Genomic DNA, 17,204 nt, shown 5'->3' on the forward strand with positions numbered 1-17,204 from the left:
AGGCGCTGCGCTACTACCGCGGCCTGGGCATACGGATTACTCGCATCATGACCGACAATGGCGTCTGCTACCGATCCAAGCGCTTCCGGCGTTTGGTGCGCAGGCTTGGCTTGCGTCATCTGTGGACCAAACCCTACACACCGCGCACCAACGGCAAGGCCGAGCGATTCATCCAGACCAGCTTGCGCGAGTGGGCGTATGCCTGCAGCTATGACACTTCAGAGCAACGGGCCGCCCACCTGCTACCTTGGCTTCATCATTACAACTGGCACCGACCTCACGCCAGCCTAGGCTACCTACCACCCATCAGTCGCGCGCCACTTCCACTGAACAACGTACTGGGTTTACACACCTAGCGCACCTGCCGCCAACACGGTGGTGCCGAGCGCTGCCAGTGCTGCCGTAGTAGGCAGGCGGCTACCGGTGGACGGCTTGCCTGGCTTATCGCTCTTCCCTGGCATATCAATGCCAGCAGCAATGCCTCCGGCCGGCCAGTTGGTTACGAACACCGACTGCACACCGGTCGCTTCTTCCAGCACCTTGCCTACCGCAATGTTCTTGATCGTTTCCGGGCCGCCTAGAAACTTGTTCAGCAATGCCCCCGCGCCGGCTTTGGCACCACGCCCGGCGTAGTAGCCGCCAACGCCGGCAGCAACACCACCGGCCAGCATCTGCTCGCCTGAGAGGTTCAGGTCATCGAGCAGGTAGGTGCCAAAGTCGGCGAATGATTTATTGAGTGGTTTGGCCATGCGGTCGATGGCTTCACCCAAGGTTGCACGCATCCGGCCGGCCGCGCCTGTTGAGCTGGTTACGTTGTCTTCCAGATCCTTGTTGAATACAGGCTTGGCTCCGGCAATATCTTTCGCCTGGCTGGAGAATGTGCCCAGTACGCCATCGCTTAGCAGGTAACGGACGCCACGCAGCAAGTCCTGATCCATGCCTTTGAAAGCCGTACCCATGTACATGGCACGCTCTTTATCAGTGGTCAGCCGGCCATACTGAGTCCCAACGTCTTCCAGCACGCCCATAGGGTTACGCGAACTGCCATCCTTGTTGAAGAAGGAGATACCGGTCGTTTTGGTGATCTGCTCGCGATACTGCGGGTTGGTGAACATCCGCAAAGTTGATTCAGCCAGGGTGCCGAGACGATCAGGGGCACCTTCCATAGCGGACAATGTTTCGACAAAGGCTAAAGACTGCTCGAAGCTCATACCAGCGGCCTGCGAGTTGGCTCCGATCTTGGGGAATATGTCCGCAAGGTTTTCTAACTCAGCCCGGCCAAGGCGGCCCGCAACCGTCATCTTCTGCAGCATTTCCAAGGCCGCACCTGGTTGTTCTAGATCAATACCGTAGGCAGACGCGCCAGACATCAACGCACCAGCCAGCACAGAAGAGTCTGCCCCGGTAACGGCGGTTGCCTGTCCCATCGCATCGGCGCTGGCCTTGACGGCCGCATAGCTAAGCCCCCCGGCCAGCAAAGTGTCACCTCCGGTATAGATCCCCGTAGGATCGACGCCATAAGCCACGCCAATACGGCGGCCTTCCTGGCGCCACTCTTCGCGCTCCAGGGGCGTCATGTCCGCTGTCTGCTGGGTACGGATCAACTGACGATCCAGCATGGCGCTGTTCTTCAAGCTGGCTGCAGTGCCAACGCCCACGCCAAAACCCGCCAACTGCCCCATGGTTGAGCCGCCAAAGTTCTTCAGCCGGTCAAACTCGGAGCGAACGCCAGCGGCAATGGTTTTGAGGGCGCGTAGGTTGCGGCCGCCGTTTTGCGCCATGCGGCGCAGACTGCTGTCGGCTTTATCCACGCTACGGGCAAGGGGCTGCACGCCTTCGCGATCAGCCCTTACCAGTTCGGCTTTAGTATCTTTGGCAGCCTGGCGGCCTACCTGGCCCAATTGCTTGAGTTCGCTCTGCGTCTTCACTACGTCCTGGCGCAGGATGCCGGAACCCTGAGTGGCCGCTTCACGCATCACCTGTCGGATGATGCGATAGCTGGCAGCGCCTTCGCGACCTGCCTTATTGACGACGGCCCCAGCTTTGCCGGCTTCGTCGCTCAGCGCCTTAGCGCCGTTCTTGCCAGCCTGGCGCAGATCGCGCTCTAAGCTCTGCACCTCACGGCGGGTATTGCCAGCATGGGCTTGAAAACGCAGGGCTACGCGCAGATCACTCATGACTCTCTCCGGGTTACTGCGCGGGCTTCTTGCGCTGGCTGACGTAGCGAACGGCTTTCTGGCGGCCTACCAGCAGATCAATGCGGCTTTCGATCTCGGTGCGGCTCATGCGGCGGATGTCGGCTAGGTCGTAGCCGTGCCGGGTAAGGGCGTGTTCGATGCGTCGCCAGTCACCGAGGTTGCGCTCGGCTGCGCGAGCTTTTTTTCCAGTTCCTCATCGGCCTCGGCAATCAACGCCAGGTCGCCTTCGGTCAGGCTCTCGCGTAGCAGCTGGGTTGTCAGGGCATCTGCAGGGATATCGCCCACGGCCAGCAACTGCTGGCGGTACACCTCCAGCGTCACCAACTGCAGGGGGCCGTGCGGGTGTTTCTCCTGGGCAGCGATCAAGTCACCGGCCATGGCAACCCGAAGCGTGATGCTGCGGTGGAAACTACCCGCGTAATACACGCCAACGCCCAGGGGTTTGGTAATGGTCAGGCCATCCCAGCGCATGTCCATCAGGCATTACTCCGTGTAGTAGTTGAGGGCGGCGATGGTCAGGTCACGTTGGGCTTCCCCTTCGACCTTGTAACTGCTGCCCAGCTCGATGAGCGAGCAACCTGTCCAGCTCTCGCGCTTGCCGCCGCCGTCTTGCGGGTAGATGGTCAGCTTGGCATCCACCAGGGCACGCCAGTCCGGCTCGCCGGTTTTGGGGATCGCAACGCTAATGCGCAGGTCATGCTCTTCGATACCCTTGGCGGTGCCAGTTGGGCGGCCCGTGCGATTCATGGTTTTAACGGTGGTGCGGCCAGTCTTGAGGGTGGGCTCTACGCTCACCACCTCGTAATCGGTGCCGTTGATTTCGAGCACGATCTGCCCGACGAATTTGTCTGCCATAGTGATGACTCCAGTTAGAGCAGCATGTCGATGCGGCCGGCGAACACATGCAGGCCGTTGACCACATCAGCGGGAATAGCGGCGTTGAGGCGATTGACATCCTGCAGAGAGCGCTCGACTACCAGGGCATCAGCGTTGGCGTCGACTTCCTCCAGGATCTCCAGCTCTTCGCACTTCTTCAGCACGTCCAGCAGCTCGCTGCGCACAGCAGCGGCCGTGCGGCTCGACAGCTTGGAGCGAGGGAAGCGCAGGCGGATGCGCTCGCGGCAGGCTTGGCGCACGTAGTAAAGGGTGCGAATGCTGGTCAGGTCGAGCAGCGACACGTCATCGGCACCTGCTGCGGACTTGGTGTAGGTGGTGACCGCACGCACGATCTGCACTACCTCACCAGCGCCCACTTCCAACGGCGTGACGCCGTTCTTCAGCGCTGTTTCCTGTTCGGTACGGCCGAGGCGCGAGGTAATGTTCGGTGCCTTGATGCCTGCTAGCACCAAGGTGTTGAGCGGGCGGGCCGGATCTTCCTCGGAGGCGATCATCGCCGCGTACGCTGCAGCCACTTGGCGCGGCGTCGAGCTGGTGCCCGGCAATACGGCCAAGGTAATGGCCCCAGCATTCAGCGAAGCGGCCAAGGTGGTAGCCGCAGATAGCGTACTGACCACTGCACCAGCACCAACGATGCTCTGCTGCTCAATGCTGTTGGTGTAAGTAGCGATGTGGGTACGCAACGCCGTCAGCGCGTCCTGGCTGAACCAGGCCGGCACCAGGATGGTGAAGCCGCCCAGCGCAGTGGCATCCAGCGCGGCTGTAATGTCTGGCTCAGCGTCGCCCTCGGCGGCCACGCCAACGCAGGAAATAGCCACATAACGATAAGCAGCGATGGCAGCGGCGACCATCTCGGCCGCCACGTCGCCGAACGCCTTCTTGGCTTCGTCAGCGCTATATACCTGGGCGGGCACATTGGCTACTGCGGTTGCGTCCGCGCCCAGCGGTACAATTAGGCAAATGCTCTGCGCGTTGGTCGGCAGCGTGCGTACGGCCAGGCTGGTGTTGAATTCGAAGTACGCGCCCGGCTTGCGAATGGATGCCGGGATAGTGTCAAAGCTGATGGTCATGCGCTTGCACCTCTCTTGGCCTTAGCGGCGGGTTTGGCACTGCTTGCCACTTCCTCAGCGGCTGGCAGTTCGGCGGCGTCGGCCACCAGGGTCAGCTCGCCGCTCGTCACGCGGCGGCGGTAGTAGCTGCTGTTGGGCACGTCCACCGGCTTGGCCGGGTCGTGCTCAATGTGTTTGCGGGGTTCGGCCTCGTAAGGAACCTGCAGGCCTTCAGCAGCGGTAACACGCATCAGGTGTTCTCCAAATTGATGATGTCGACTGCCACCGCCTCGGGGTTACCGGACGGGGCGTGGTAATGCAGGCCAACGCCTAGAAGGTCTGGCAGATCCGCCTCCGGCTTCTCCCACTCCAGTTCAATGGCGAACGACTGCCCCAGTACGGACAGGTGGTCGTTCTGAAACTTGCCGTTGACCAGATTTGCTAAGTCGGTCGGTACGATCTGCGCCCGTTCTGGCCAGGGCTGCCAATCCACCAGCAGGGCCATGCAGGCCGACCACAAGTCGTAGCTGCCAATGTCGCGACCATTGCCACGACGGCCTTCACGCTCACTGCGCACCGCGCGGGTGGCGATGACCAGGCGAAGGGTGATGGCCATCGTGTAGCGGCCATGGCTGCGCTTGCGGAACGCTGCCTTGGGTGTGGTCAGCAACAAGACTGGGCAGCGCTTTAGCAAACCGGGCAACAGATCCGGGTCGCCCAGTTCACCGCCGTAGGTTTCCACCGCCACTGGTCGAGCCTTGGTACTCAGCTCAGCCAGCCGGCTTTGGATCAAATCTTCAAGGTCGCCAAGCATCACAGCGACCGCAGCGTGTTGCGGTTGAACATCCTGGGCTGGCTTCTGAGCGTCAGCCCAGAGTCGCCAGCTTCGGATGCGCCCCGGCTCTCATCTTCCTTGGCGAGAGTTTCGAGGCGTTTGAGCACGTCCTTGTAACGGGCACGTACCGTTGACTCTTCTTTGCCTGCGTCATCTACCAAGTGGTAGCGGGCAAGCTCCATCAGGTCATCGGCGACCCAGGCCGGCGCGTCCTGGCCAGCCTTGCGAAAGCGCAGGTAGAACGAGATCTCACTGCGTGCCCGCGTCACCGCATCGGCGATGCGTGCCAGTGCCTTCACGGCAATGGCCACGTCCTCGGCCGGCCATGCGTCCACGTCATCACCGCCTGCGGCTGCGGTCAGCAGCTCCGCATCGATGACATACTGGTCGCGTGGTACAGCAAGCTCAGTCAGCTGTTTGGCACCGAAGCGCACAATCAACTGGCTGGCAGACGGCAGTGAGAGGTTCATTCCCCGGCGCCCTCGCTACCTTCTACCTTGCCTTCGGCATCGCCTTTCGGCGTTTCCTGAGCGGCAGGTACTACGGGTTTCTTCGCGGGGGTTTTGGCACCGGCCTTGTCCTTTACAGGGGCCTTAGCACCAGTTGCCTTAGCTGGCTTCGTAGCCGGCGCCTTAGTCGGCGCAGCACCAGATACCTCGGTAGTGCCGCCGCTTGCGGCGGGCGTGTTCTGTTCATCGGCCAACACCTTCAGCAGTTCTTCCGGGGGCTGGGCACCTTCGATCACGACCAGCTTGGGCTCCTCGCGCAGGTGCTGCAGTTGCTCTTCGGTAAAGCTGTCATCGGGCCAATAGGTGGCGGTGCTCGAGTGGGCTACGCCAGCACGGCGGAACCCCTCGGCCATTGCAGTAATGAGCAGTCCCATGGATCAGGCCTCCCCAGTCGAGCCGTAGGCCAGCTGCCAGAAGCCATAGCCACCAGCCGCACGGGCTTCCGCGCCGAACTTGAATTCTTTGCGGTTGAACACGTCGTCAGCTTCCGGATCGGTCTGCTGCACGAAGTTCGGGGCTTCGCGTTCCTGATAGATGAAGGGCTTCACCGGTAGGCTGGTATCGAGCAGGAACCAGGCGGTATCCGACTCGATGCGTGCATCCACCACCAACTCGGCGGTGCCCTTGTAGGGGTTGGCCTTGCCGTCTTCCAGGCGATCATTGGTGAGCAACGCCTTGGCGGTGTCTTCAAGGCCGGGGCCAACCAGCAGGATGGTCGGTTTGATGCCCAGAGGGCGGCCGTCTTCATCCTTGTACTTGCGCATGGCTGTACGGGCAGCGCCGTAGCTGGCTTTTGCGGTTACCTGTGTGGCAATCGACAGAGCGGCCGTGCCCTTGTTGCTCACGCTGCCCTTGCCGACGGGGTGGTCAGTATCGAAGAAGTACTGCCCGTCATAGCAGACGTTGGTAAACGCGCCATTGACCAGCTCGTAGATGATCTCGTCCGGCAACTGCTTGGCCGAGTGGCCTGCCATCTGCGCCTGAGGCGCGTAGATACCGAGCTGGTCATCCTTGATGTGGTTACGGTCGACCGCGACGGTAGCTTCCCAGTCTTCGTTGACGATGGTGTAGGTGAAGGCCTTCAGGTTCTTGACGTGCTTCTCGCCAATCCAGCGGCGCATCTTCGGGAAGGCGCTCAGCCAGGCGTAGAGGTTGCTGCCCGTGCTGGACGGCACCTTCATGGCGATCTTTTCCCAGGTCGTGGGTGCTGCCGTGAACGCGTTGTTGAACAGGGTTTTCATGGCGACGAAAGCCGCCCGGATGGACTCTTTATTGATCAGCATGCGCAATGCGCTCCTTTAGTGGCTTTGCTCGACCCACACGCCGTCCGGGTCGATGGCGACAATCTGGCCAGCTACAGAGCGGGCGCCGTTGGCGTCATCGGCCGCGACAGTCGCGTCGTCGACGATGTAGGCAGTACGGAAAAGGTGGGTTTGGGTGACGGAGCCGTCGTTGTCCCATTTGAAGGCTTTGCTACGGCGAATCTGCACCGAGCGACCGCCAGCAGCACCGCCGCGGTTGTCGACGCTCTCTTCAGCACGACCGATGTACTTCAGGCCTGCGGCCTGATGGCCCGGCACTGCAAAGCCACCGGCATTGGCTACCAGCAATGCACCGGCAAAGATGCGCACGTTGGCGCCTACTGCGACCACCACCAAATCGGTGTCCATGCGGGCGGTGTTGCGATCTGTGGTCAACGGCATGGTTACGCCTCACTCTGCAGGGTTTTGGCGAACTCCACCGGATCAACACCCAGTTGCACGCACATGGCTTGCTGCTCGGAGTTGAGGGCGGTGGCGGTTTTATTGGGTTTGCGCTCGACCAAGTCGGATGGATCGCCTACTACTGGGGCGGCAGCGACGAAGCTGCGAAAACGCTCCAGGCCACCTTCTTCCTGACAGGCGGCGCGGTGGTAGTCGGTGGTGGCCGGGGTGATCTTGCCGGCCTTCAGGGCCGCCTCGATCTCCGCATCCACCGTCTTTTCACGCTCGGCTTTCTTGGTGCTGACCAGCGCCTGTTCGGCATTGGTAGCGCGCAGCAGTACAGCGTCATAGTCCGCACGCGGCATGTAGCGCTCGATGTTGCTGTGCTCGCTGTTGGCCGCCTGGGCGGTCGCCTTCAGCTTGGTGATGGCCGCAATGGCCTGGTCTTCGGAGTCGTCGACGGTCAAGCCGAGAACAGCCGCGAGTGCAACGGAGAGTGGCATGGGTGCCTCCGGGGTTTGGTTTTCGTGGTTCAGCGCGGTAAGCAGGAAATTCGGCTTATTGGTGATCCCGGCGCTGACCAGCAAGGCAATGCGCGTGGTGTCCGGGTCGTAGTCGAAAACGGGGGAAAGAAAGCGGTACTCGCGATTGGCCACCTGCAGAGCGGCGCGGGCGTTCCAGTCAACGCGGCCCCACAGGGCACCGTCGCGGATCTCCAACTGTTTGATCCATGCACCGGCCGGGGCTTCTTCGCCCTTGGGGGCTTTGAGCTGGGTGGAGTGTTCCCAGTCGATGGGCAGATCGATGGCGCGACCGGTGAAAGAGGAAACCACCAGGTTCTGTGCAGGTTCGTCGAACAGCCACTGGCGGCCATCACGACCGCGCACCACCGGGCCAGCTGGAATCAGCTCGACCCAATCCGGCGCTTGACCATCTGGGGTCAGCGCTGCGGAGAGGTCGGTATTAAGTGCGAGTTGAGTTTTCATGCCGCCATGGTGGCGGCACTAGGTCAGGCGGGGAGTTTCAGGAGGGTTTAAGGCTACTCAGGAACTCGGCCAACGAAATCTACGCAGAAATTTTTAGCGGCCTCGATCCAACTTTCGACCTGCTCAGGGCTGATGTGGGCGAACTGATACTGACCTCGGCCCACAATCTCAGAGCGATCTGCGCGATGAACAATCTTATGCCGACGCTTCATCATCAGATCGATCACCGCGAAATGATGATTCACATCCGTTGGTAATACCCCAACGTTCATGCAGAGAGCAGCTATCTCTTTGGGGTTGTTGTAGTTCGATTTTTCCAGCTCGTCATTCACAGATTCGGCGATCACTTGATCCACCGTCTTCCCTCGGTGTGCAGCTAGCGCCCCTAGCGCAACCTTTTTTCCCTCACCTGGAAGGAAGAGGTTATCCAGGTAAGTTGAGCCTGCGAGAGGAAGTTTCCAGTAAGCGGTACTCCTCAAAACTTCTTCAACACTCGCATGGATGAACACGACAGCAGCACGAAGTACGTCCGTCTTCGCATGCCCGCGCCTCCCCCTGCCAGTCCCCTTTAGGTGAGTCTTGTAAATCATCACCAGCGTCTCTGCACGGGCAAGGTTTACTTCCATTCGGTCTAATATCAGTTGCTTCATCCTTGGAACCTCAAGAGCTGTCGGCTTAAGGCAAATCTAACGCATCTCTAACGCAGATGGCAGGTTGCTGCTATACCTTGGGCTGCAGCCTTACGGTTAAGCCCCTTAGCGCGCCTGATTGGTAGCCGCCCCTACACTGGAAGTAACCAGCTTTCGACGATAGCGAGAATCTCGGTTTCATCCTCAGCAGAAAGTCCCAAGTAGGGGCGTGCTGGAATGTCCCCCCACGGAATAGGCGACCCGCGACGATTGCGGCCTGATGCTCCAGCCTTTTGCCCGAACTGGTGCACGGCACCGTAGGGTCGATCCGTACCGAACAGCAGTTCGTCGCCCTCAACCTGGCCACGCAAGGTGTCCTGCAGGTCTCCGCTTTCACGTAGGGTGCGTGGGCTTTTCTTCTTGGCCAGGGTGGATGGTGCCAAAGGTGCCCAGGGCGAACCGTCCGGAGCGACCTGCTGGCTGAACCGCTCATCAGTGGATTGGTGCAGGTACTCGCGGATATCCTCCAGCGGCGTACGCAGATCGTCCATGCGCTCGGCCAGCTTGGCCAGCATCTCGCCAACCTGGCTGCTATCTACCTCTACATCCAACGTTGCGCCGGCCATCGAACCTTCCTACTATTAAGCTTCGCCCATTGGCTGAGCTGTTCCCGCCAGAACCTCCAGGCCTACAGCCAGGGTGAACCACGTGTGGCGGCGCGTGGTTTTTTATTGCCCGCGTTTATAGAGCCGCACGCCCAGGCGTAGCCGCTCCAGATAGTCGGGGTCTTTGGCATCAGGGGCAAATGTTGTAATGCCGTCCCACCCATCGTCGCCAACCTCGAACACGGCCAGCGCTGGCACGGGCTCGCCCTCAACGTTGAAGCGGCTTATATAGCGGCGGCGCACTACAGCCTTGCTCTGGGCGTATTGCCATTCCAACCGCACCCACACTTCATCGGGCGACTTGAGTGCGTCAGCCAACAGCAGCAGCTCACGCGCATGGCCACGCTTGCTGATCTTGAGCTTGCCCGTTTTGGTATTGGTGAACATTTCCCGACCGATGACGACAGCATCGCCGGTCACGTCCCTGAACACCGCAGGCTGCTCGGCGGTGGCGCCGAACTCGTCAAGAAAGCGACTTAGATACTGTTCGTCCTCCAGTCCCTCGGGTAGCAGGCGCTCTGCCTTGGCAGGCCTTGGCGGTGGTAGCGCTGCTGACGGCTGCCGGTTGGGCAGTCCTGCACCAGTCGCGCTGCTGGCCCGGCCGGTAGGATCTGGTAATGGGTCTACTGCTCGCAGAGGCGGCACTGCCTCGGATAGTCGCGAGCGACCAGGGGCGTAGTCGAAGCCTGGATCAATGCCCTTTGGCAGTCGCACAGTTCGCGGGCCGCTGGGGCTGTTCTTGCCGATCACGTGGTCTTCATACTCGATGGCAGGCGAGCTGCCGACTGCCAGGCCTTGGCGCTCCAGGTCGCGCTCGCTGAGCATGAACTTCTTGCACTTGCAGCCCCAGCCGTTTTGCGGGCTATGAGTCGCCCAGAACGGATCATCCAGCGGCAGCACCAAGCCGTTCCAGGCCAAGTGTTGGGGGCGCGGATTGGCGCTGTCGCCGTGGCGATACAAGCCATAAGGCCGGCGCTTGCGTAGCGCAGGGTCAGCCATCTGCGCTTCCCGGCCAGCGTTGTAGCTTTGGCGCAGGTTGGTTTCGTAAATGACGCGAGTACGCCAGCCACGGCCGCCGTTGTACTGCCAGCCGTGTTGCTCGACCACCTTGTCGAAGTTCTGCCTGAATTGTTCAAGCGTGCCGCCGCTGGTAATGACCTTTTCAACAGCACCACGTAGATCAGCCAGCAGTGCACGCTTGTTGGCACCGGCCACTACAAAAGCGTAGTCATGTTCCTGCTGATAAATATCAGTCCAAGAGCTGGTTGGTAAATCAATCTTGTTTTTGAAATAATCAATCTGTTCACGGAACGGAATAGATCCATGGGAAACTGCCATACACACCTACTATCGCTTTGAATCCACAGGAAGGGTCAATGTATGTTGATAAAGCACGTTCGGCGTCTCTTAGCAGTTACAGGCGCACTAATGGCTGTTATGGGCGCTTCGGTTGTCTATCAACTAGGACGACTTCAGGAACAACTCCACTCCATTGATGTTTCGGATCAGCCTGGCTATCGAGCGTTGGTAGCTGATATGTTGAATCTAGGCTCACAGGGTAATTTCTTTATCGCTGTTGCCGCTGGTCTTAGCGCTCTGGCAGTTCTCCTTTCTGACAAGTAGCTATAGGCCACGCACCACATCCCACCGCCCAGCCAACTGAGCAGCCGCCATACCATCGGCCATCGCATCAGCTAACTGGGCGGTATTCATTCCTGGGTACACCTCGATTAGCCGATCCCGAAACTCTTCCAGTGTGGATACCGAGTCCAGCAGTTCGCGAATATCGTCCACCATGTCATCCATCGAACCTGCCACTGCCTGCTCAAGGGTGCGCACTTGGTTGTCGACGATATCGGGGGGAGCAGCCGTTCGGGCTGGCAGTTCCCGGTTTGTGGCTTGAGCCAGTGCGGGCACCTCAATCGGCATCGAGCCAGGTGCACGTAACAGCTTGGCGCCCTTGTCTGGTTCAGGCAGGTTCAGCTTGTCGCGGATGACCGACTGCTCGACCTCCAGGCCCATAGGCACCAGACCCTTGAGCGCACTGACCAGCGCCTTGATGTCTTCGGGGTTGGGCACCACCACGACCAGCTTCGGATAGCCGCGCCCAGGTGCGAAGTTCAGGTCGCACCAAGGCCGCACTAAGCTGCGATTGAGTGTGTTGCTCAGCGCTTTGGCATCGGCCTCTAGTAGATCCAGACGAATGCCGTCATGCACGCGGGCCTGGGCCATGCTGCTGCCATCGTCGGCCGTCATGGTCTGGCCGAGAATGCCCTTGCTGATCTGCTTGTCCCACCACTCTGCCAAGCCTTTGAAGAAGTCACCGGCCCCGGCGACCTGTACCGCTTGGGTGAAGTCAATGCGCATGCTGTCCGGGATCACTGCCGCTGCGTCGCTGCCTAGGTTGGCCACGGCAGACATCAACACACCGATGTCATCCTTGCTTGCGCCTGGCCCGTAGCGGCCCACACGCATCGGCATGCCAAAGATGTCGGCGAAGGCCATCCAGTCTTTCCACGTCCAGGCTTTGCACATGTAGCCAACTGCAGCCAGACGGGCCAAGCCGCCACGGATCGGCAGGCCGGAACGGATACGCGGGTAGTGCACGATGAACTTGTAGGGTGCCAGCGGCAGCCCATCCATCGGAGCCGCGTCATCGAGCAGGCGCAGCTCTCGGCCGGTCTCCCGGTCGAACTGGAAGAAGCGCTGATCGCGTTCCTCAAAGCGCTCTGGTGTCCACGTCTTGCCGCTGCGATCCCAGATAATTTCGTTGACGGCGTAGCCCTTACCGAGCGCGTCGGTCAAGTCGGACTGCATCTCACCGAACTCGGGGGCGTCGACCAGCTCGCGCAACGCATCGGCACGGCGTACGTCTTCGGCGTCATCGCTGAACGCTTCGATGCGCACCTGCAGGCCGCCCAGGCCGAGACGCCGTGTACCGAGTACCGAGGCGTAATGCAGGTCGCGCTCTTCCATCTCTTCGGCCAGGGTGAGGTAGTCGTGGGCATTTCCCTCGGCTGCGGCCTGCAGGATGGTCGCCAGCCGACCAGGGGTCAGACCACTGGCTACACTCGGGTGCCAAATCTGCCGCACGCCGGTAATGCGCGGGCCGGCCACTTCCTCGGTGAGTTGGTCGTATTCGATTGGTCGGCCGTACTGGTCGACGATGGTGGACTTAGCCATTACCAGATGCCTTTCTTGGTGCGCCAACCCGCGCCGCTCTCGATGGCACGGGTGTGCCCAGCGGCGTGATTCACGCGGTGGTACTCGAAAATTTCCACTTCCTGGCGGGACGCAAAATCAGCCAGGGCCAGGGCGATACCGGCGTCACCGTGGCGCTTGGCGCCACCTTTCTCTGTGGTGCGGGTTTCGGGAATTCGGGCAACACCTTTCACGACCCGGAAAGCCCGCACGTCGGTCACCACGTCCTTGTCGGCCGGAATGTCGTAAAGGGTGTCGTCTTCCAGATCCGCCTTGAGGCCAGGCATGTTGTCGCGATACCAGCCCTCGGTAAGCATTACCTGCTCGATACGGTTGTAACCGAACTCGACGGCGGCAGATTCGGCGATCTGCTGGCCGTTGCCTCGGGCGTCGTGCGCGCCTTTCAGGAAGTTAGGCAGGCGACGAACCATATAGAAGAGGATCTGCTCTTGCTGCTTGAATGGGACGTTACGCAGCTCGACGACGAAGGGCGTACGCTTGCGCAAGTCCTGCTCTTTGAGCAGCGGCCAAAACACCGAGAGGTCGCCACTACGGGCGAAGTCCATGCCGTAGAAACTCTGTACGTCTTTGGGCATAGCCTGCAGCAGCGGTAGCAGCTCACGCTCGCACCAGTCCTGGGAGTCGGCCAGGCGCAGATACTCGGCCGTGACCTCATAGCCTTGGGGATAGGCCAGACGGAGCACGGGGGTTTCACGACTGGTGCGCTCTTCGATCAGCGCCAGGCTGAAGTAGGCGCCGCCGCCTTGGCTTGGTATGCAGTCCAGCTCTTCGTTGGCTGCATCACCATAGAAGCTGTATACGTCCGCGACCCAGGCAGCTTCCTCTTCCTTGTCGTAGGGAATGCCCTTGCGCAGGCACACGCGCTGGTAAAGCCCATCGGCTACGGCCTCGGCGAAGGTGCAGCGGAACAGCACGCCTTTGCGCTTCTTGGAACGGATCTCCTCAATCAGTTCATTGAACGGGTTCTCGGTGCCATTGTGGGTGCTGATCACGTGCACTTCACCGCCCCAGATCAGCAGGGCCAGTGCGGACTTCAGTAGCTCAGCCAAATCCGCATGGAATGCCGCCTCATCGATTACCACGATGCCCTGGCGACCGCGCAGGTTAGACGGCCGGCTGGTCAGCGCAACGATGCGGTGGCCGCTGGGGAAAACAATGGTGTACGTCTTGATGTGCTTGTCCGGATCTTCATCTGGCCAGATGCCTTCCTCGATTTCTTCTGCGGCATAGTTGAACGCCCGAGCCCACAGCGCGCAGGCTTGGATGTACTCAACCGTCATGTCTTGGTTGTAGCCCAGGTAATAGACGGTCTGGCCACCGGCCGACTTGGCCGAGGCAGCGACCAGCACGTTATCCGCCGCTTCGGCCCAGGTCAGGCCAATACGGCGGGACTTCTCGCCGACTTTGAGTGGGGCGCGAATGCCGATCCAGTGTTTCTGGTATGCGAGCAAGACGCCCGGAATATCAATCGCCTTATCCGAGCTGGATTCGATGGAAAAAGGCGAGAGGGCCTGAAGTGGCGAGGCATGAGCACTGCTCATTGCGCCACCTTCGGTGCTACGCTCTTGACGAATTGTTCTGGGAGGGACGCTAAATGCTTGATTGGTTTGCAGGCGCTGTGTCGAGCGCTAATGCGGTTAAGGAAATAAGCCAAGCTCTTGTTAGTATCCGTGACGAGAGCATTGTGAAAGAACGAGTGTTCGAGCTGAACAATTGCCTGCTTGATCTTCAGCAGCAACTGATGAGCGCTCAACTTCAGCAAATGGATCTCATCAAGCGAATTGAAGAGCTGGAAAGGGAGCGTCGACTCTCGCAATCGGCAACGGATTTCTCCGACGAATATGTCGTGCACCGTTTTACCACGGGCACTCATGCCTACATCGCAAAGACACAGGTTGACAGCGCTGATACTGAAAAGACCTACTTTTGCTCTCGATGCTTTGAGAACGGAAAAAGGATTACTCTTCATGGGGCCGCGCGGCTTGACTGCCCTGAGTGCAAAACAAAAATTTGGACTAGGAGCTCTGCTCCGGCTGTGCGCTATACCACTGCACGTAGACCTTTCTGGTAGCTTCAAGATGCTACCCCTAGAATCTCGCGCCGAATCTCCGCCACTGTTTCGGCGTTGAGCCCACCTTTCTTCGCTATTTTTTCTACTTGGCTGGCGGCGGCCTCCGCTTTGGCACGAACCTCGGCCTGCCATTTCTTCTGCACGACAGAGGCACGGCCGAGTTCAGCGACGGCCTTCGCCACTTTGGGCAGATCAATCGGCTTGCCGTCAGTCATCAGCAGCTTGAACAGATGTTCCTGCACCAAGCGCATCAGCGCCTCGTTCACGGCGCCTTCTTCGTCTGGGGCAGCAGCCACTACCGCGCGGGCTTGCTCGCTGGCTACTCGAAGAGCTGATAGACGATCCTCGAAGGTCTGGCCATAGGCATGCAGGGCGCTCTTGCCAATGGTGAATCCACGCCCGGCCAGCTCGGCAGACAGCGCCTCATAGCCGCTGAAGTTGTTATCCACCAGCTCCCGGTCAAGCCAGGCTTTAACCTCGGGGGGCAGAGCCGCTACCTTGCTACGCGGTGGCATCAGGCGCCGCCCCAGTACTTCTCAGGGCGCGCAATACCTGCGCGGCAATCAACGGTGTATTCGGTGATGTCCACGCCCAGGCTGGTCAGGCCGCAGATCCACACGCCGGACGGCTGTTTATTGAGGGTCACAGTGGATCGGTCTGCCAGGTAGTCGAGTTCGCGGCGCAGCTCCAGCGGAGTGGCGTCGGGGTAAATGCCCTGAATGGTCGACAGCACAACCGCTTCATGTGGATCGAGCGGACGAGAGTTGTTCAGGGTTAGCAGGATGTACCAGCGCATGGATTCGCGCCGGGCCTTGGCTGCATCAATCATGTGCTTTGCCTCGTATCTGAATGAGTTCTAGCTTGCTGGCCAGCGCGTCAAGCTTGGCCTCGATAATCGTCTGATTGCGCACGTAGTCCTCACGTCGTACGTACTGCAGCGGCAAGTCGGCCTGGAAGCGCAGGAAGCTTTTTTCCAATTGCCGCAGCGCCTCTGCGTCCTTGTCCTGCCGCTCGATCAGCTTGGAGAAAGCGTTCTCTTGGGCTTGATCGCGCTCGGTCATGCGCTTTTCCATCTGGTTGAGCAGCAGCTTGACCAGGCCGAAAACGATGGTGGTAAAGATGCCCAACAGGCTGATAGCCCAGCCGATCAGCTCAGCGATGCCCAACTGCGTTACCTCGGGAAATGGCATTACTTGGTTCCCTGTACAGCATCGATCAGAGCATCGAGCTGTGCTGCTGTGTTGCGGCACTGCTCGGCATAACGAACGTGATGGGCAAGGATGTCGGCCCGGCCGATGCCTGCGGGTAGTTGGTCAAGTGTTCTGGCTTCGGTGCTTTGCGCATTAGCTCCGCCGGGTACTGTGGCGGCGGGCAGCTCGGTGCTAGCTCCGGTGGCCTCGTTCCACACCCGGACAAAGCCGCGAGTAAACATGCAAGCAGGCAAGGGCTCAGGCGGCGTGTCGAGTGCCTGACGGTATAGGTCGTTGACACGGGCAATCTCCCCGGAAAGTCGGTCGGTGGTTTTACGGTGTTGGCGTTGCTGCTCAGCGAGATCAGTGGCTAACTCATCGTTGCGCGTCTGTTCTTCCTGCAGGCGTTTGGCAGCTGCTTTGGCATCGGCTAGTTCTTTCGCTTGGTGCTCTCCGCGCAACAGATTCAGGGCACGAGTACCCTCGGTTTGAGCCTTCGAGTAGCCGTCTTCATACGCTCCGTCCTGCAGGTGGTTGACCCAAAGGCCTAGCGCCCCGATAAGCACCAGGGGAAACCAAGGCCGTAGGAAGTCGAGCATCACAACCCCTCCTTGCACAGGCGAACTTCAGCCAGGCGACGATTGTGCAAACCGCGCACGAATACCTTTCTGCCTTGTGCATCGGTGACGTAGGCCCACACCGGGCGGCCGTCAGCCCCCCACGCCAGGGCGTTACAGCCTTCTGTCACCCGGCCCATATTGATCAGTACGGCAGCACGGCTTGCGCATGTCGAAGGGTTACCGACGTTGTGGCCATGGCTGCTTAGGGCATCGAACGTGCTCTGAGTTATTGCGGTATTGGTGATGCAATCGGCCAATTCCAGCTGGCCCTTGCTCACAACCAGGCGTTCCACCTCTTCACAGCGCTCATCTGACCAGTAGTCGCCAACGATTACCGGATAGGGGCTGGTATGTTTGGTGATGCCTTTGCAGACGGTAGGCAGGCCACGGGCCAGATTGTCTGGTTTGACTGTGTTCTGACCGTCGCCCTCCCAAGTGCCTAGGAACGCCATCAGTGGCGCGCTAGCCAGCAGCAGCGTACCAACTGTAATCCTGCCTCTTAGCGACATGGTGCAGTGCCTCCGATTGAGGCGCGGGCATTCGCCAGGTGCTGAGCAGCAACAACCGCAGAGCCACGCTTGGCCATCGGAGGCACATACTTGCCAATACTCGGCACTTCCGCTTTTGTTT

The 17,204-nt window shown here is 60.0% G+C and carries 23 protein-coding genes; 2 read left to right on the forward strand and 21 right to left on the reverse strand.

Annotated elements, in window-relative coordinates:
- Positions 1–356: integrase core domain-containing protein (locus BLR94_RS24015; protein WP_139207443.1), on the forward strand; the 356-nt coding region annotated here is incomplete at its 5' end.
- On the opposite strand, the gene BLR94_RS24020 is transcribed toward BLR94_RS24015, so the two are convergent.
- The 16 genes from BLR94_RS24020 to BLR94_RS24095 all read right to left on the reverse strand — a co-directional run bounded on the left by BLR94_RS24020 (position 345) and on the right by BLR94_RS24095 (position 14,234).
- Positions 345–2,177 (reverse strand): phage tail tape measure protein, encoded by a 1,833-nt coding sequence (locus tag BLR94_RS24020; RefSeq protein WP_090423762.1) that lies wholly within the window; start codon positions 2,175–2,177, stop codon positions 345–347. The two genes, BLR94_RS24015 and BLR94_RS24020, sit on opposite strands and share 12 nt — an antisense overlap.
- A 123-nt stretch (positions 2,178–2,300) precedes the next feature.
- Positions 2,301–2,675, reverse strand: a complete 375-nt coding sequence (locus tag BLR94_RS24025) for a hypothetical protein (RefSeq protein ID WP_084308506.1) — start codon at positions 2,673–2,675, stop codon at positions 2,301–2,303.
- Between the two features lie 6 nt (positions 2,676–2,681).
- Positions 2,682–3,053: a phage tail protein gene (locus tag BLR94_RS24030; protein ID WP_084308507.1), complete on the reverse strand. Its 372-nt coding sequence runs from the start codon at positions 3,051–3,053 to the stop codon at positions 2,682–2,684.
- 14 nt (positions 3,054–3,067) lie between these two features.
- The gene (locus tag BLR94_RS24035; RefSeq protein WP_084308508.1) at positions 3,068–4,165 is read right to left on the reverse strand and encodes a phage tail sheath C-terminal domain-containing protein; all 1,098 of its coding nucleotides are present in this window, start codon (positions 4,163–4,165) and stop codon (positions 3,068–3,070) included.
- Positions 4,162–4,395 (reverse strand): hypothetical protein, encoded by a 234-nt coding sequence (locus BLR94_RS27725; protein ID WP_169835199.1) that lies wholly within the window; start codon positions 4,393–4,395, stop codon positions 4,162–4,164. The genes BLR94_RS24035 and BLR94_RS27725 overlap by 4 nt, the downstream gene beginning before the upstream one ends.
- Positions 4,395–4,958 (reverse strand): phage protein Gp37, encoded by a 564-nt coding sequence (locus BLR94_RS24045; protein ID WP_084308509.1) that lies wholly within the window; start codon positions 4,956–4,958, stop codon positions 4,395–4,397. The genes BLR94_RS27725 and BLR94_RS24045 overlap by 1 nt, the downstream gene beginning before the upstream one ends.
- Positions 4,958–5,449 carry a phage protein Gp36 family protein gene (locus BLR94_RS24050; RefSeq protein ID WP_084308510.1) on the reverse strand — a complete coding sequence of 164 codons (492 nt, stop codon included), beginning with the start codon at positions 5,447–5,449 and terminating at the stop codon, positions 4,958–4,960. Before BLR94_RS24050 ends, BLR94_RS24045 begins: the two co-directional genes overlap by 1 nt.
- Positions 5,446–5,862 carry an HI1506-related protein gene (locus BLR94_RS24055; protein ID WP_084308511.1) on the reverse strand — a complete coding sequence of 139 codons (417 nt, stop codon included), beginning with the start codon at positions 5,860–5,862 and terminating at the stop codon, positions 5,446–5,448. Before BLR94_RS24055 ends, BLR94_RS24050 begins: the two co-directional genes overlap by 4 nt.
- A 3-nt stretch (positions 5,863–5,865) precedes the next feature.
- Entirely contained in the window at positions 5,866–6,771 is a 906-nt protein-coding gene (locus BLR94_RS24060) for a Mu-like prophage major head subunit gpT family protein (protein WP_084308512.1), read from the reverse strand.
- A gap of 15 nt (positions 6,772–6,786) precedes the next feature.
- Positions 6,787–7,191 carry a hypothetical protein gene (locus BLR94_RS24065; protein WP_084308513.1) on the reverse strand — a complete coding sequence of 135 codons (405 nt, stop codon included), beginning with the start codon at positions 7,189–7,191 and terminating at the stop codon, positions 6,787–6,789.
- Between the two features lie 2 nt (positions 7,192–7,193).
- Positions 7,194–8,177, reverse strand: a complete 984-nt coding sequence (locus BLR94_RS24070; protein ID WP_084308514.1) for a phage protease — start codon at positions 8,175–8,177, stop codon at positions 7,194–7,196.
- 53 nt (positions 8,178–8,230) lie between these two features.
- Entirely contained in the window at positions 8,231–8,827 is a 597-nt protein-coding gene (locus tag BLR94_RS24075) for a HEPN domain-containing protein (protein ID WP_084308515.1), read from the reverse strand.
- A gap of 131 nt (positions 8,828–8,958) precedes the next feature.
- The gene (locus BLR94_RS24080) at positions 8,959–9,432 is read right to left on the reverse strand and encodes a phage virion morphogenesis protein (protein WP_084308516.1); all 474 of its coding nucleotides are present in this window, start codon (positions 9,430–9,432) and stop codon (positions 8,959–8,961) included.
- Positions 9,433–9,534: 102 nt separating this feature from the next.
- Positions 9,535–10,809, reverse strand: coding sequence for a PBECR2 nuclease fold domain-containing protein (locus tag BLR94_RS24085; protein ID WP_084308517.1), 1,275 nt, complete (start codon positions 10,807–10,809; stop codon positions 9,535–9,537).
- Between the two features lie 285 nt (positions 10,810–11,094).
- Positions 11,095–12,654 (reverse strand): DUF935 domain-containing protein, encoded by a 1,560-nt coding sequence (locus BLR94_RS24090; RefSeq protein WP_084308518.1) that lies wholly within the window; start codon positions 12,652–12,654, stop codon positions 11,095–11,097.
- Entirely contained in the window at positions 12,654–14,234 is a 1,581-nt protein-coding gene (locus BLR94_RS24095; protein WP_084308519.1) for a hypothetical protein, read from the reverse strand. The genes BLR94_RS24090 and BLR94_RS24095 overlap by 1 nt, the downstream gene beginning before the upstream one ends.
- A gap of 53 nt (positions 14,235–14,287) precedes the next feature.
- Here BLR94_RS24095 and BLR94_RS27350 point away from each other — a divergent pair, with 53 nt between their 5' ends.
- Complete coding sequence (locus BLR94_RS27350; protein WP_139207499.1) at positions 14,288–14,764, forward strand: hypothetical protein; 477 nt, start codon at positions 14,288–14,290, stop codon at positions 14,762–14,764.
- A 2-nt stretch (positions 14,765–14,766) separates the two neighbouring features.
- On the opposite strand, the gene BLR94_RS24105 is transcribed toward BLR94_RS27350, so the two are convergent.
- From BLR94_RS24105 to BLR94_RS24125, 5 genes are read right to left on the reverse strand one after another with little or no spacing between them, the layout of a single operon-like run.
- Positions 14,767–15,279 (reverse strand): DUF3486 family protein, encoded by a 513-nt coding sequence (locus BLR94_RS24105; protein ID WP_084308521.1) that lies wholly within the window; start codon positions 15,277–15,279, stop codon positions 14,767–14,769.
- Positions 15,279–15,593, reverse strand: a complete 315-nt coding sequence (locus BLR94_RS24110) for a hypothetical protein (RefSeq protein ID WP_084308522.1) — start codon at positions 15,591–15,593, stop codon at positions 15,279–15,281. Before BLR94_RS24110 ends, BLR94_RS24105 begins: the two co-directional genes overlap by 1 nt.
- Complete coding sequence (locus BLR94_RS24115; RefSeq protein ID WP_084308523.1) at positions 15,586–15,954, reverse strand: hypothetical protein; 369 nt, start codon at positions 15,952–15,954, stop codon at positions 15,586–15,588. The genes BLR94_RS24110 and BLR94_RS24115 overlap by 8 nt, the downstream gene beginning before the upstream one ends.
- Positions 15,954–16,553 (reverse strand): BAR domain-containing protein, encoded by a 600-nt coding sequence (locus BLR94_RS24120; RefSeq protein ID WP_090423763.1) that lies wholly within the window; start codon positions 16,551–16,553, stop codon positions 15,954–15,956. Before BLR94_RS24120 ends, BLR94_RS24115 begins: the two co-directional genes overlap by 1 nt.
- Positions 16,553–17,083: a lysozyme gene (locus tag BLR94_RS24125; protein WP_084308525.1), complete on the reverse strand. Its 531-nt coding sequence runs from the start codon at positions 17,081–17,083 to the stop codon at positions 16,553–16,555. Before BLR94_RS24125 ends, BLR94_RS24120 begins: the two co-directional genes overlap by 1 nt.
- Between the last annotated feature and the right edge of the window lie 121 nt (positions 17,084–17,204).

The organism is Phytopseudomonas flavescens (assembly GCF_900100535.1).
Classification (GTDB): Bacteria; Pseudomonadota; Gammaproteobacteria; order Pseudomonadales; family Pseudomonadaceae; genus Aquipseudomonas; species Aquipseudomonas flavescens.